8 protein-coding genes and 3 rRNA genes are annotated in these 14,103 nt (G+C 65.5%); 7 read left to right on the top strand and 4 right to left on the bottom strand.

Translation table 11 applies throughout. The features are described from left to right. Positions 1-101 precede the first annotated feature (101 nt). Both FHX37_RS14495 and FHX37_RS14490 read right to left on the bottom strand, forming a co-directional pair. Entirely contained in the window at positions 102-302 is a 201-nt protein-coding gene (locus FHX37_RS14495) for a cytochrome c-type biogenesis protein (protein ID WP_141924401.1), read from the bottom strand. Continuing rightward, complete coding sequence (locus FHX37_RS14490) at positions 289-1,641, bottom strand: PspC domain-containing protein (RefSeq protein WP_141924400.1); 1,353 nt, start codon at positions 1,639-1,641, stop codon at positions 289-291. Before FHX37_RS14490 ends, FHX37_RS14495 begins: the two co-directional genes overlap by 14 nt. A gap of 206 nt (positions 1,642-1,847) precedes the next feature. On the opposite strand from FHX37_RS14490, the gene FHX37_RS14485 reads away from it, so the two are divergent. The 3 genes from FHX37_RS14485 (at position 1,848) to FHX37_RS14475 (ending at position 4,261) form a co-directional block, all read left to right on the top strand. After that, the gene (locus FHX37_RS14485; protein ID WP_246062294.1) at positions 1,848-3,095 is read left to right on the top strand and encodes an ATP-binding protein; all 1,248 of its coding nucleotides are present in this window, start codon (positions 1,848-1,850) and stop codon (positions 3,093-3,095) included. 60 nt (positions 3,096-3,155) lie between these two features. After that, complete coding sequence (locus tag FHX37_RS14480; protein ID WP_246062293.1) at positions 3,156-3,845, top strand: response regulator; 690 nt, start codon at positions 3,156-3,158, stop codon at positions 3,843-3,845. A 146-nt stretch (positions 3,846-3,991) separates the two neighbouring features. Then, complete coding sequence (locus tag FHX37_RS14475; protein ID WP_141924397.1) at positions 3,992-4,261, top strand: hypothetical protein; 270 nt, start codon at positions 3,992-3,994, stop codon at positions 4,259-4,261. Positions 4,262-4,283: 22 nt separating this feature from the next. Here the strand turns inward: FHX37_RS14475 and FHX37_RS14470 are convergent, their stop codons facing one another. Then, a complete protein-coding gene (locus FHX37_RS14470) occupies positions 4,284-5,216 on the bottom strand; it encodes a nucleoside hydrolase (RefSeq protein WP_141924396.1) in 933 nt (310 codons plus the stop codon). Positions 5,217-5,349: 133 nt separating this feature from the next. Between FHX37_RS14470 and pcrA the strand changes: the two genes are divergently transcribed. The 4 genes from pcrA (at position 5,350) to rrf (ending at position 13,451) form a co-directional block, all read left to right on the top strand. Beyond that, a complete protein-coding gene (gene pcrA, locus FHX37_RS14465; RefSeq protein ID WP_141924395.1) occupies positions 5,350-7,629 on the top strand; it encodes a DNA helicase PcrA in 2,280 nt (759 codons plus the stop codon). 515 nt (positions 7,630-8,144) lie between these two features. After that, a 16S ribosomal RNA gene (locus tag FHX37_RS14460) occupies positions 8,145-9,690 on the top strand. 448 nt (positions 9,691-10,138) lie between these two features. Further along, positions 10,139-13,217, top strand: a 23S ribosomal RNA gene (locus FHX37_RS14455). Between the two features lie 115 nt (positions 13,218-13,332). Beyond that, positions 13,333-13,451 (top strand): 5S ribosomal RNA (gene rrf, locus FHX37_RS14450). Together the 16S, 23S and 5S rRNA genes form the textbook arrangement of a ribosomal RNA operon. 236 nt (positions 13,452-13,687) lie before the next feature. Here rrf and FHX37_RS14445 read toward each other — a convergent pair. Then, complete coding sequence (locus FHX37_RS14445; protein WP_141924394.1) at positions 13,688-14,092, bottom strand: RidA family protein; 405 nt, start codon at positions 14,090-14,092, stop codon at positions 13,688-13,690. Between the last annotated feature and the right edge of the window lie 11 nt (positions 14,093-14,103).

Raw genomic sequence — 14,103 nt, 5'->3', positions numbered from 1 at the left:
CGGGCCACGCTGATCCCGGTGGGACCCACGTCGTTCGTCGCCCGGGTTCCGGTGGGGCTCACCGAGGTCGGCGATGGTGCCGGTCGCGAACCGGACGCGGCCTAATCCTCCCCGTCGCGTTCCCGCTGCCTGCTCACCGTGCGGACGATGCCGGCGATCCCCAGGCCCAGGGCCAACACCGGTAGCACCCACAGTGCCTCGAAGTCCCAGGAGGTTGAGCCGCGCACCACGAACGCGACACCGAGCGCGAGGAACAGCAACCCGGCGAGTAGCGAACCCCAGTCGGTCCTATGAGTCGGCACGCCGCACCTCCATGTCACCGCCGTGGGACGCCAGATCCAGTGCCAGGGTGGGCGGGTCACCCTCCGCCTGCCTCCGGTCCGCGGCGGGCAGCGTCTCGTTCGCGCGCAGCAGCGTCCCGGCGTGCTCGGTGTCGCCCACCCGGATCGCCCCGACCGTGGCGGTGCCCCTGACCACCACCCGGGCGGTGCGCGGCACCCGCACCGACATACCGCCGACGTTCACCCTCGCGCTGACCTCCACCCGCTGTCCGGGGTCCGGGTCGAGACCGGTCAGGTCCAGCTCGGCCCTGCCCGCGGTGAGCGCGTACTCCGCCTGGGTGGCCTCCTCCACCGAGGCCGGACGCCACTCCTGCCGGCCGATCCGCGTGTTCGCCATGTCCACACTGGCCACCCCGACCAGGAGGACGCTCGCCACGGTCCCCAGCGTGACCAGCCCACGCGGGTTGCCGGCCCAGGACCCCACCACCAGGGCGAGCCCGGTCAGCGCCACCACACCACCGAGATACACCACCCCGGGCCGCGGTGACACGAGCGCGGAACCGCCGTCGAACGCCGCGGTCCCCCCGGCGGCGAGTACCGCGACACCGAGCACGAACAGCGCCAACGGCGCCCCACGGCGCCGTCGCCGCCGCGCGCCGTTCGGGTGAGGCGCCCGTCCGGTCCGGCCGGAGCCGGCCTCCCGCCCACTGGGCGGAGGCGGTGGCGGGGGAGAGGCGCCCTCCGGTGTCCCGGACGCGTCGGCACCCTCGGCGTAGTGCTCGGATACGGCCGCGAGGTCCACCGGACCCTGGGGGGTCGTCGCCCACGGTTGGGCCGGGTTGTAGTACGTCGGTTGCGGCTCCGGCTCCGGAGCGGTGGGGGGAGGAGCGCTCGAGCGGAGCAGGGACGGCAGCCGGCGGAACTCCTCCCACACGTCCACGCCGCGGTTGCGGGCGGACAACACTCCCAGCACGAGCGGAACCGCCAGGACCAGGGTGCGCCAGCTGAGCCCCCCGAGCGTGCTGAACAGCGTCGAGACCGCCAGCCCCGTGGTGAGCAGCAGGAGAACCACCCGCGGTTCGAACCGCCGGTTGAACAACTGCTCCAGCAGCGCCGGACCGCCGCGGGAGTCCCGCATCAGCGCCCACGCGGCGAGGTACAGCCACACCCCGGTTCCGCCGACCGTGATAAGGACGAAGCCGGTGCGCCACACGAGCGGGTCGATGCGGGTGTAGTGCCCCAGTCCGGAACACACGCCGGCGAGCACGCGGGAGCTGGAGTCCTTGCGCAGCTCCCCCGTCCCGCCGCCGGACCCGGCGGGATCCGGACCGGCCGGCTCGTGCTGTTCCGCGTCCGCCATCGGTTCCCGTTCGCCTGCTCCCCGCCGCGTGTCTGACCGTCTCCTCCCATGGTCGCCCCTACACGCGGGTGTGCCCATCCGGAACACCCCTGAGCTGGCCCTGACCGCGTCTGGGGGGCAGCGGGGGCGCGTCCCTGATGTGCGGCGGGGCCGTGGCAGGCATTCTGGAACCACAGGAACGAGCAGCGAGAGGACGCGGGTACACGTTGGACACGGCGGCCGAGACGCCGAGGCTCTACCGGGCGCGCCGCGGGCAGGGGAAACGGCTCCTCTGCGGGATCGGCTACGGCCTCGCACGCCATTTGGGCGTCGACCCCGTGGCCACGCGGATCGCGTTCCTCGTGCTGGGCACCGGCGGGATCGGTATCGCCGTCTACATCGCCCTGATCTTCTTCATTCCGGTGGAGCCCGAGGAGGGGGCGCCCGAACCGCCGTGGCGGGAACCCGCTGACGAGACGGAGGAGGAGACCGCACACGACACCCCGGGAAGATCCAGAGGGTGGGACACCAGCCAGGTGCTCGCCTACGTCGCCCTGGCGCTCGGGTTGGGGATGCTCCTCCTGCTGTTCGGGGGGTTCGTCGACCCGCTGCTGTGGTTCCTCATCCTGGGCGCGCTCGGCGGGACCATCCTGTGGCAGCAGGCCAACCCGACGCTGCGCGAGGGCTGGATCTCCGCCAGCGCGGTGCACAGCCGCAGGGGCTGGCTACGGATCACGGCGGGAATCCTGCTCGTCACGGTCGGCGTGTTCGGGTTCCTCGCGTTCCAGCAGCAGCTGCACGAGGCACGCGCCGGGCTCACCTTCGCGGTCACCATACTCGCCGGGATCGCCCTGATCGCCGCGCCGTGGATCGTCGCCCTGGCACGGGAACGCGACCGGGAACGCGGGGAACGCATCCGAAACCAGGAACGCGCCGAACTCGCCGCCCACATCCACGACTCGGTACTGCAGACCCTCACCCTGATCCAACGCAGCTCCGAGGACCCCCGCGAGGTCCACCGGCTGGCACGTGTCCAGGAACGCGCGTTGCGCAACTGGCTCTACCAGCGCCCCGCCGACTCCGACACCACCCTCACTCCCGCCCTCGAACGCGCCGCCGCCGACGTGGAGGAGGCCCACGGGGTCTCCATCGAGGCGGTGTGCGTGGGCGACTGCGCCCTCGACCCCCACCTCACCGCGACCCTGGAGGCAGCGCGGGAGGCCATGGTGAACTCCGCGAAGTACTCCGGGGTCGAGAGCATCTCCGTGTTCGGTGAGGTCGCCCCCGAGGAGGTGCTCGTCTTCGTGCGGGACCGCGGGGCGGGCTTCGACATGAACGCGGTTCCCGACGACCGCATGGGGGTCCGGGGCTCCATCATCGGGCGGATGGAGCGCCACGGGGGAAGCGCCCGCATCCGCACCTCGCCCGGTGAGGGAACCGAGGTGCAGCTGCGCATGCCCCGCGGCGGCGAGTGACCGCCGTCGGCGGCCGGATCCGGCCAATCATTGGTTCGGAGCTCGGTAGCTGTCGCGTCAATGGGTAGAGTCGCGAATGTGGAAGACGACGACAGCACCTTCGCCAGCGGCGCCGCGGTACCGCGCGTCGTCATCGTGGACGACCACCGGCTGTTCCGCAGCGGTGTCCGGGAGGAACTCGGCGACGCGGTCACGATCGTCGGGGAAGCCTGGGACGTGGACACCGCCGTGCGCGTGACCAACGAGCAGCTGCCCGACCTCGTCCTGCTGGACGTGCACCTGCCCGGCGGGGGCGGGGTGGAGGTCCTGCGCCGCGTCCTGCCCGAGCACCCCGAGGTCCGGTTCCTCGCCCTGTCCGTGTCGGACGCCGCCGAGGACGTGATCGGCACCGTGCGCGGCGGCGCCCGGGGCTACGTCACCAAGACCATCTCCGGTCGGGAGCTGGTGGACGCCATCGTCCGGGTCGCGGACGGGGACGCCGTGTTCTCCCCCCGGTTGGCGGGGTTCGTGCTGGACGCGTTCTCCTCCACCGACGCTCCGGCGGTGGATCCCGAACTCGACCGCCTCACCCAGCGGGAACGCGAGGTGCTGCGGTTCATCGCCCGCGGTTACGCCTACAAGGAAGCGGGCCGGGAGCTGTTCATCTCGGTGAAGACCGTGGAGACACACGTGTCCTCGGTACTGCGCAAACTGCAGCTCTCCAACCGGCACGAGCTCAGCCGGTGGGCCAGCGCCCGCAAACTGGTCTGAGCGAGCGCGGGTACCGCCGTTCCGGTGGTGCGAGCCGCGCTCCCTGCCCACCGGTTTTCGTTGTGTACCGGTGACCCCGCGATGTGGGACACACCACCTACCAAGGGGTAAAATCCACGCAAACCGTGGACGATAGGTGGATCACTGTGCCCCACGTCGAACTGAACTCCGTGAGCATGGAACCCGGCCTCGCAGCGTGGCTGGTCGTCGGAACCCTGGTACTGGCCGGCCTGGTCCTGGTCGGCATGGCCGTCCGCTACGCGCTCCACTCCCGACGGACCCTGGCCGGAGCGCACCGCGCCGCCGCCCACCCGTTGCCGGTGACCGGCGGCGCCCGCAGCACGGTCGTGTGCGCCGGGCTCGGAGCGGCCCTGTTGTGTGTCGCCGCCACGATGGTCGCCGGAATCCTCGTCTGAACCGGCTCGGACCGCCGGACGGTCAGCGCAGCGCGTCCAGCATCCGGGTGAGGAAGACGTCCCGGTCCACCTCGGTGGGCAGGGTGACGCTGGGACGCTCGTCGTCCGCCGCCGGTGTGGGGCGCAGGTCGGCGATGGTCAGCGCGCGGGTGTACTCCCCCTGCAGCTCCACTCGGACGGGGACCTCCACCGAGGAGGTCACCAGCCCCGGGTCGAGCAGGACCGCCGCCGCCAGCGGGTCGTGCATGGCGCACTGCCGGACCCCGAACACCTTGCTGTAGTGGCCGACGTAGAACTCCAGGAACGACGACGTGGTCCGGGCTCGCTCGTTGTCTAGCCTCCCCAGCTCGTCCAGCCACGCCTCGTGCGCCGTGGTGCGCATGGTGACGTCCAGCGCCACCAGTGTCATGTCGAAACCCGCGCCGAGGACGACCTCGGCGGCCTCCGGGTCGTTGTACGTGTTGGCCTCGGCCCACGGGGTGATGTTGCCGGGCGCCCGGACCGCTCCGCCCATGACGACCACACGCCGCAGCAGCCGGGGCAGCTCCGGTTCCAGGTTCAGGGCCAGGGCCAGGTTGGTCAGCGGCCCCAGCGCCAGCACGTCGATCTCGCCGGGAGCCGCACGGGCCGAGCGGACCAGCAGTTCCGCCGCCGACTCCCGGACCGGTTCGCCGCTCGGTTCCGGGGTCACCACCTCACCCAGCCCGTTGGCGCCGTGCACGTAGTCCCCCAGCCGGGGAACCTGTACCAGCGGACGGGAGGCGCCGCGCGCGACCGGGACACCGGAGCGGCCGTACAGGTCCAGCAGCCGCAGTGCGTTGTCCGTGGTGACGTCCACACTGTTGTTACCGAACACGGCGCCGATTCCGGCGAACGTCACGTCCGGCCGGGAAGCCAGGTAGGCCAGGGCCAACGCGTCGTCGATGCCCGGATCGCAGTCGACGAAGACCTGCACAGTCCACCCCCATTGTCGTTTTCGTGTACGTGGCTCCACATTACGGTCCGTTGGCGGTACCCGGGCCGCGGCGTGGCGCGGGTACCGCCGGAGCGGGCGACGTGACCCCGCGTTCGGACATAGTGTTGGTGGAGTGTCCTCCCAAGAGTTGCTTCTCGAAGGTCTCAACGCCCCGCAGCGCGAAGCGGTCACGCACTCCGGCAGTCCGCTGCTGATCGTCGCCGGCGCGGGGTCAGGCAAGACGCGTGTCCTCACGCACCGCATCGCCTACCTGCTGGCCGAGCGGGGTGTGCGCGCCGGCGAGGTGCTGGCGATCACCTTCACGAACAAGGCCGCCGCCGAGATGAGGGAGCGGATCACCGACCTCCTCGGCGACCGGGCGGTGCGGGCGATGTGGATGATGACGTTCCACTCCGCGTGCGTGCGTATCCTCCGCCGGGAGGCGGGGCGGCTCGGCTACCCGAGCGGTTTCACCATCTACGACGCCACCGACTCCAAGCGCCTGATGCAGCTCGTCTGCAAGGAGCTGGACCTGGACCCCAAGCGCTTCCCGCCCAAGTCGTTCTCCGCCCAGGTCTCCAACCTCAAGAACGAGCTGGTCGACCAGGACACGTTCACCCAGCGGGCGCAAACCGAGCAGGAGAAGAAGCTCGCCGAGGCCTACACCATCTACCAGCAGCGCCTCTACGAGGCCGGCGCGATGGACTTCGACGACCTGATCATGGTCACGGTCAACCTGCTGGAGATGTTCCCCGAGGTCGCCGAGCACTACCGGCTCCGTTTCCGGCACATCCTCGTGGACGAGTACCAGGACACCAACCACGCCCAGTACGAGCTGGTGCGCCGCCTGGTCGGCACGGACGAGCCCGATGCGCGCGTGCCCGCCTCGGAACTGTGCGTCGTGGGTGACTCGGACCAGTCCATCTACGCCTTCCGCGGGGCGAGTATCCGCAACATCCTGGAGTTCGAGCGGGACTATCCGAACGCGCGCACCATCCTGCTGGAGCAGAACTACCGCTCTACCCAGACCATCCTCAACGCCGCCAACAGCCTCATCAAACGCAACGCGGAGCGGCCGGAGAAGAAACTGTGGTCCTCCCAGGGGGAGGGGCCGGCCATCACCGGCTACGTCGCCGACAACGAGCACGACGAGGCCGCGTTCGTCGTCGGCGAGATCGACCGGTTGACGGACGAGGGGGTGTGCACCCCCGGTGAGACCGCCGTGTTCTACCGGACCAACGCCCAGTCGCGGGTGTTCGAGGACATCTTCATCCGGGCCGGTCTGCCGTACAAGATCGTGGGCGGGGTGCGGTTCTACGAACGCAAGGAGATCCGCGACATCCTCGCCTACCTGCGGGTACTGGCCAACCCGGACGACACGGTGAGCCTGCGCCGCATCCTGAACGTCCCCAAGCGCGGTATCGGGGACCGGGCCGCCGAGGCGGTGGAGCTGTTCGCCGCGCGGGAGCGGGTCTCCTTCGGGCGGGCGCTGCGCCGGGCGGACGAGGCGCCCGGGATCGCGACACGCTCGCTGAAGGCGGTGCGGAACTTCGTGGCACTGCTGGAGGAGCTGGAGGAGCTGCTGGCGACCCACTCCCCGTCCGAGATCGTGGAGGCGGTACTGGAGCGGACCGGTTACCTCTCGGAACTCTCCGAGTCCACCGATCTCCAGGACGAGAGCCGGGTGGAGAACCTGGAGGAGTTCGTGGAGCTCGCCAGGGAATTCGAGAACTCGTTCACCGGTTCCTCCGGCGAGGAGGAGGAAGCCGGCGAGGCGGCGGAGAACACGGAGGGCGGCCAGGAACCCTCCGGCCCCACCCTGTTGGACTTCCTGGAACAGGTCTCCCTGGTCGCCGACACGGACCAGATCCCCGACGACGACGGTGGCGGCGGGGTGGTGACACTGATGACCCTGCACGCGGCCAAGGGGTTGGAGTTCCCGGTGGTGTTCCTCACCGGCATGGAGGACGGCGTCTTCCCGCACCTGCGAACGCTGGGGGAGAGAGCCGAGCTGGAGGAGGAGCGCAGGCTGGCCTACGTGGGAATAACCCGGGCGCAGGAGCGGTTGTATCTCAGTAGGGCCGCGGTCCGCAGCGCGTGGGGGAGCCCGTCCTACAACCCTCCCTCGCGGTTCCTGGAGGAGGTGCCCGGTGACCTCGTCGAGTGGCGCCGGACCGAAACCCCCAACGGGTCCGCGCGGCGGCCCCCGACGACCGCCGCACCCCCGCGCGGCGGCACGGGCAGCGTCCCGGCGTTGTCCGTGGGGGACAAGGTCAACCACGACTCGTTCGGTCTGGGAACCGTGCTACTGGTCGAGGGCACGGCCGACCGGGCCAAGGCGCGTGTGGACTTCGGCGCCGACATCGGGGAGAAGGACTTCCTGGTGAAGTACGCTCCGATCGAGAAACTGTGACCCGAGAGGGCCGCGTGTCCCGGCGAAGTCGGACAAACCGGTGTTTCACTTGGGGTAGAGTGGGGAACACCGGACGGACAGCAGCGGGCGGTGCCCGTTAGCGCGCCGGTTCCCAGCGACATGTGAGTGGCTCGAACAGGGTCAGGGAGCATGTAGGCTTGGGAGGGCGCCCGGCGAGGTTGTTGACACAGCCGCAGTCGGACGTAAGATGGAAGGGTTGCCCCGGAGCCCTGAGCGTTGTGATACGCTGGAAGGCATCGGGGAAACCCGCGAAACTTTAAAAACTTTAAACTCCGTTTTCCCGGAAGAACCCGTTGGGTTTGTGTGGGTTGGACGGTTGTTTCTTGAGAACTCAACAGCGCGTTTGTTTGTCTTGTGCTTCGATAGTTTTGGCCCCTGGCCCACACGTGGTGTGGGCGGGTTTTAGTGAATGGTCATGACCACCCGGTTGGGTGGTTGGCCGGGATCTCGGCCATCTGGGTTTTCCCCTGCACGGTGTGTGGGGGTGTTGGACCTGAATGGAGAGTTTGATCCTGGCTCAGGACGAACGCTGGCGGCGTGCTTAACACATGCAAGTCGAGCGCGCCATCCTGCTTTCGGGTGGGGTGGTGAGCGGCGAACGGGTGAGTAACACGTGAGTAACCTGCCCCTGACTCTGGGATAAGCCGGGGAAACCCGGTCTAATACCGGATATGACCACTGCCCGCATGGGTTGGTGGTGGAAAGGTGTCTTTCTGGTTGGGGATGGGCTCGCGGCCTATCAGCTTGTTGGTGGGGTGAGGGCCTACCAAGGCGATTACGGGTAGCCGGCCTGAGAGGGCGGTCGGCCACACTGGGACTGAGACACGGCCCAGACTCCTACGGGAGGCAGCAGTGGGGAATCTTGCGCAATGGGCGAAAGCCTGACGCAGCGACGCCGCGTGGGGGATGACGGCCTTTGGGTTGTAAACCTCTTTTACCACTGAAGCAGGCCATGCACGTGGTGTGTGGTTGACGGTAGGTGGGGAATAAGGACCGGCTAACTACGTGCCAGCAGCCGCGGTAATACGTAGGGTCCGAGCGTTGTCCGGAATTATTGGGCGTAAAGAGCTCGTAGGCGGCGTGTCGCGTCTGCTGTGAAAGTCCGGGGCTTAACTCCGGTTTGGCAGTGGATACGGGCATGCTTGAGGCAGGTAGGGGAGACTGGAATTCCTGGTGTAGCGGTGAAATGCGCAGATATCAGGAGGAACACCGGTGGCGAAGGCGGGTCTCTGGGCCTGACCTGACGCTGAGGAGCGAAAGCGTGGGTAGCGAACAGGATTAGATACCCTGGTAGTCCATGCTGTAAACGTTGGGCGCTAGGTGTGGGGACTTTCCACGGTTTCCGTGCCGTAGCTAACGCATTAAGCGCCCCGCCTGGGGAGTACGGCCGCAAGGCTAAAACTCAAAGGAATTGACGGGGGCCCGCACAAGCGGCGGAGCATGTTGCTTAATTCGACGCAACGCGAAGAACCTTACCAAGGTTTGACATCGCCGGTAATCCATCAGAGATGGTGGGTCCTTTTGGGGATCGGTGACAGGTGGTGCATGGCTGTCGTCAGCTCGTGTCGTGAGATGTTGGGTTAAGTCCCGCAACGAGCGCAACCCTTGTTCCATGTTGCCAGCACGTGGTGGTGGGGACTCATGGGAGACTGCCGGGGTCAACTCGGAGGAAGGTGGGGACGACGTCAAGTCATCATGCCCCTGATGCCTTGGGCTGCAAACATGCTACAATGGCCGGTACAGTGGGCGTGCGATACCGTGAGGTGGAGCGAATCCCATAAAGCCGGTCTCAGTTCGGATTGGGGTCTGCAACTCGACCCTATGAAGGTGGAGTCGCTAGTAATCGCGGATCAGCAATGCCGCGGTGAATACGTTCCCGGGCCTTGTACACACCGCCCGTCACGTCATGAAAGTCGGCAACACCCGAAACGTGTGGCCCAACCACGGTTGTGGGGGGAGTGCGTGAAGGTGGGGCTGGCGATTGGGACGAAGTCGTAACAAGGTAGCCGTACCGGAAGGTGCGGCTGGATCACCTCCTTTCTAAGGAGCTGGTGCCTGCCCCGTGGTGTTTTTGTTGTTGTTGTTTGGGGTGGGTGGCTCAGTGTTTTGTGGACCCGGCATGGGTGCCGTTGGCGCCCGGTCGGGAAACGGGAGCATGAAGACGAACGAAACCATGTGCCGTGGCCTCTGTTGTGGGGTTGTGGTGGGTGGTTGCGCGCTGTTGGGTGTCTGAGGGAGCAACCGCTGTGTGCGGGGTGCTTCTGGCCACCCCAATGAAGACCGTGCTGGTCTTGGTGGGTGCTGCTGGTTCCTTCTCTGGTGGGAGGGGCTGGTTCTTCTTTCCTTGTTGTGGGAGAGAGGGCTGGTTCTTCTCTGTGTCAGGGAAGTGGGTTGGTGGTGTCTGCTGGGTCTGGTTGTGGTTGTGGTTGGGTGTGTGGCTGGGTGTTTGATTTGTGGATAGTGTGCGCGAGCATCGTGTATCTGTGGTGGCCAAGTAGTAGTGGCATACGGTGGATGCCTTGGTACCAGGCGCCGATGAAGGACGTGGGAGACCGCGATAGTCCATGGGGAGTTGTCAACCAAGCGGTGATCCGTGGGTGTCCGAATGGGGGAACCTAGCCCGAGTTGTGTCGGGTTGCCTCTGTCTGAATGTATAGGGCAGTTGGTGGTAACGCGGGGAAGTGAAACATCTCAGTACCCGCAGGAAGAGAAAACAACGGTGATTCCCTTAGTAGTGGTGAGCGAACGGGGATGTGGCTAAACCATGCGCGTGTCAAGGCGGCAGCTGTTGCGTGTGTGGGGTTGTGGGATGTGCCTGTGGGAGTCTGCCGGCTTCCGCTGGGGCCAGTGTGGTGAGTCGAATCCGGTGGGATCCGGAACCAAAGAGGGTGAGAGTCCCGTAGGTGGAGTTGCGCTGGTTGCGGTGGGCATGGTCCCGAGTAGCGCGGAGCCCGTGAAATTCCGTGTGAATCTGGCAGGACCACCTGTCAAGCCTAAATACGTCCTGGTGACCGATAGTGGACGAGTACCGTGAGGGAAAGGTGAAAAGTGCCCCGGTGAGGGGTGGTGAAAGAGGTCTTGAAACCGTGTGCTGTCAAGCCGTCAGAGCTGCCTTGTTGGGGTGGTGATGGCGTGCCTATTGAAGAATGAGCCTGCGAGTTGTGGTGTGTGGCGAGGTTAACCCGTGTGGGGGAGCCGTAGCGAAAGCGAGTTCTAATGGGGCGTGAGTCGCATGCTGCAGACCCGAAGCGGAGTGAGCTACCCATGGCCAGGGTGAAGCGTCGGTAAGACGTCGTGGAGGCCCGCACCCACCAGGGTTGAAAACCTGGGGGATGAGCTGTGGGTAGGGGTGAAAGGCCAATCAAACTCTGTGATAGCTGGTTCTCCCCGAAATGCATTTAGGTGCAGCGTTGCATGGTGCGTGGCGGAGGTAGAGCGACTGGTTGGTCGATGGGCCGTATTGGTTACTGAGATCAGCTAAACTCCGAATGCCGTCACGTGGGAGTGCAGCAGTGAGACTGCGGGGGACAAGCTCCGTGGTCGAGAGGGAAACAGCCCAGATCGCCAGCTAAGGCCCCTAAGCGTGTGCTGAGTGGGAAAGGTTGTGTAGTTGCTGAGACAACCAGGAGGTTGGCTTAGAAGCAGCCATCCTTGAAAGAGTGCGTAATAGCTCACTGGTCAAGTGATTATGCGCCGATAATGTAGCGGGGCTGAAGCACACCGCCGAAGCTGTGGAGCCCCACCGTTGGTGGGGTTGGTAGGGGAGCGTCGCTGCCTGCGGTGAAGTCTTCGGGTGACCGGGGGTGGAGCGGTAGCGAGTGCGAATGCAGGCATGAGTAGCGAGACCAGGGTGAGAAACCCTGGCGCCGAGTGACTCAGGGTTCCTGGGGCAGGTTAATCCGCCCAGGGTGAGTCGGGACCTAAGGCGAGGCCGACAGGCGTAGTCGATGGATAACGGGTTGATATTCCCGTACCCGTGCGTATGCGTCCGGACCGGCATGTGGGTATGCTAACCACCACCATGATGCTGTCGCACCTGCGGGTGTGGTGGTGTTGTGGCGTGGGATCCGACCATGTGTGGGTCAGCGATGGGGTGACGCAGAGGGGGAGCTCTACCGGGCGGTGGTTGTCCCGGGATAAGCGTGTAGCCCGCAGTATAGGCAAATCCGTGCTGCAGTGGGGTGAGGCGTGATGTCGAGCCGGTGTGGCGAAGTGAGTGGCCCCGTGCTGTCGAGAAAAGCCTCTAGTGAGTGTGCGTGCGGCCCGTACCCGAAACCGACGCAGGTGGTCAGGTAGAGAATACCGAGGCGGTCGGGTGAACCATGGTTAAGGAACTCGGCAAATTGTCCCCGTAACTTTGGGAGAAGGGGAGCCCGGTGTGGTGAACACCCGTGCGGTGGGAGCTGCGCTGGGTCGCAGATACCAGGGGGAAGCGACTGTTTATTAAAAACACAGGTCCGTGCGAAGTCGTAAGACGCGGTATACGGACTGACGCCTGCCCGGTGCCGGAACGTTAAGAGGACTGGTGAGCCCTGCGGGGTGAGGCTGGGAATCTAAGCGCCGGTAAACGGCGGTGGTAACTATAACCATCCTAAGGTAGCGAAATTCCTTGTCGGGTAAGTTCCGACCTGCACGAATGGCGTAACGACTTCCCCGCTGTCTCAACCATGGGCCCGGTGAAATTGCACTACGAGTAAAGATGCTCGTTTCGCGCAGCAGGACGGAAAGACCCCGGGACCTTCACTACAGCTTGACATTGGTGTGTGGGATGGTTTGTGTAGGATAGGTGGGAGCCTGGGAAGCTGACACGCCAGTGTTGGTGGAGGCGTTGGTGAAATACCACTCTGATCATGTCGTACACCTCAACCCGCGCCCGTGATCCGGGTGGGGGACCGTGTCTGGTGGGTAGTTTAACTGGGGCGGTTGCCTCCTAAAAGGTAACGGAGGCGCCCAATGGTTCCCTCGGCCTGGTTGGTAATCAGGTGGTGAGTGTAAGTGCACAAGGGAGCTTGACTGCGAGACGGACGTGTCGAGCAGGTGCGAAAGCAGGGACTAGTGATCCGGCACCACCGTGTGGAAGGGGTGTCGCTCAACGGCTAAAAGGTACCCCGGGGATAACAGGCTCATCTTCCCCGAGAGTTCGTATCGACGGGATGGTTTGGCACCTCGATGTCGGCTCGTCGCATCCTGGGGCTGGAGTTGGTCCCAAGGGTTGGGCTGTTCGCCCATTAAAGCGGCACGCGAGCTGGGTTTAGAACGTCGTGAGACAGTTCGGTCCCTATCCGCTGCGCGCGTTGGAGACTTGGCAAGGGCTGTCCCTAGTACGAGAGGACCGGGACGGACGAACCTCTGGTGTGCCAGTTGTTCCGCCAGGAGCATGGCTGGTTGGCTACGTTCGGGAGAGATAACCGCTGAAAGCATCTAAGTGGGAAGCTTGCTTGGAGATGAGGTCTCCCGCCCCTGTGTGGGGGTAAGGCCGCCCAGAGATGATGGGGTTGATAGGCCGGAGGTGGAAGCTCTGTGAGGGGTGGAGCTGACCGGTACTAATGGGCCGAGGGCTTGTCCACCATGGATACATGGTTGTTCGCGCACACTATTTCACGGATTGCTGCTGCCTGTGGGTGGTGGTTGGTCCCTCATGAGTGTCCCCCCACGCGCGCGTGTGCGTGTGTGGGTGTGGGTTACGGCGGTGAGAGCGGAAGGGAAACACCCGGTGCCATTCCGAACCCGGTCGTTAAGCTTTCTTGCGCCGATGGTACTGCCCCTATGGTGCGGGGTGGGAGAGTAGGTCACCGCCGGACATTCGTTGTGATGGGGTGGGTGGAAACGAACCCGAGGTTCGTTTCCACCCACCCCATTTTTATGTCCCAGCACACTACGCAAAGTTAAAAACAAAAACCCGCTGTGGTTGAATGTATTCCGGAAAAAGGAATCGATACGCGGCGGAACCATCCGAGGAACTGCTGGCCGAAACGGCCCGGTCCGGGATTTCCTTCTCTTCTCTTTCCTCCGGTGCACGCGCGTGCGGAAATCCCCCTCACTCGGGGACGGCGACCGCCTCCACCTCCACGAGTTGGTCGTCGTAACCGAGAACCGTTACTCCCAGAAGTGTGCTCGGAGGATCGTGTTCCCCGAGGAAATCACGCACGACCTCCCAGGCCGTGACCAGGTCCGCCCGTTTCGTCGAGGCGACGTACACCGTGGTTTTCGCGACGTCGGCCAGCCGCGCCCCAGCACTGTCCAGCGCCGACACCAGGTTGCGCATGGCCTGTTCCGCCTGCCCCGCGTAGTCGCCCACAGCGACAGTGTTCCCCTCCTGGTCAAGAGGGCACGCGCCCGCTGTGAAAACCACCCGTGCGGACTCACGTACCACCGAGGCGTAGGCGTACTCGGCGACATCCGAAAGCCGGTCGTCACGAACCAGTTCGACATTGTGTCCCATGCGCGGACAGT

Source organism: Haloactinospora alba, assembly GCF_006717075.1.
Lineage (GTDB): Bacteria > Actinomycetota > Actinomycetes > Streptosporangiales > Streptosporangiaceae > Haloactinospora > Haloactinospora alba.
The sequence above is the reverse complement of the archived record's forward strand: the minus strand, read 5'-3'. Positions and strand labels throughout refer to the sequence as shown.

What these genes read in the sequence shown, in the direction of transcription:
- FHX37_RS14445 (WP_141924394.1), bottom strand. Translation starts at nt 14,092, where the DNA reads ATGGGACACAATGTCGAACTGGTTCGTGACGACCGGCTTTCGGATGTC.
- FHX37_RS14480 (WP_246062293.1), top strand. Translation starts at nt 3,156, where the DNA reads ATGGGTAGAGTCGCGAATGTGGAAGACGACGACAGCACCTTCGCCAGC.
- FHX37_RS14490 (WP_141924400.1), bottom strand. Translation starts at nt 1,641, where the DNA reads ATGGCGGACGCGGAACAGCACGAGCCGGCCGGTCCGGATCCCGCCGGG.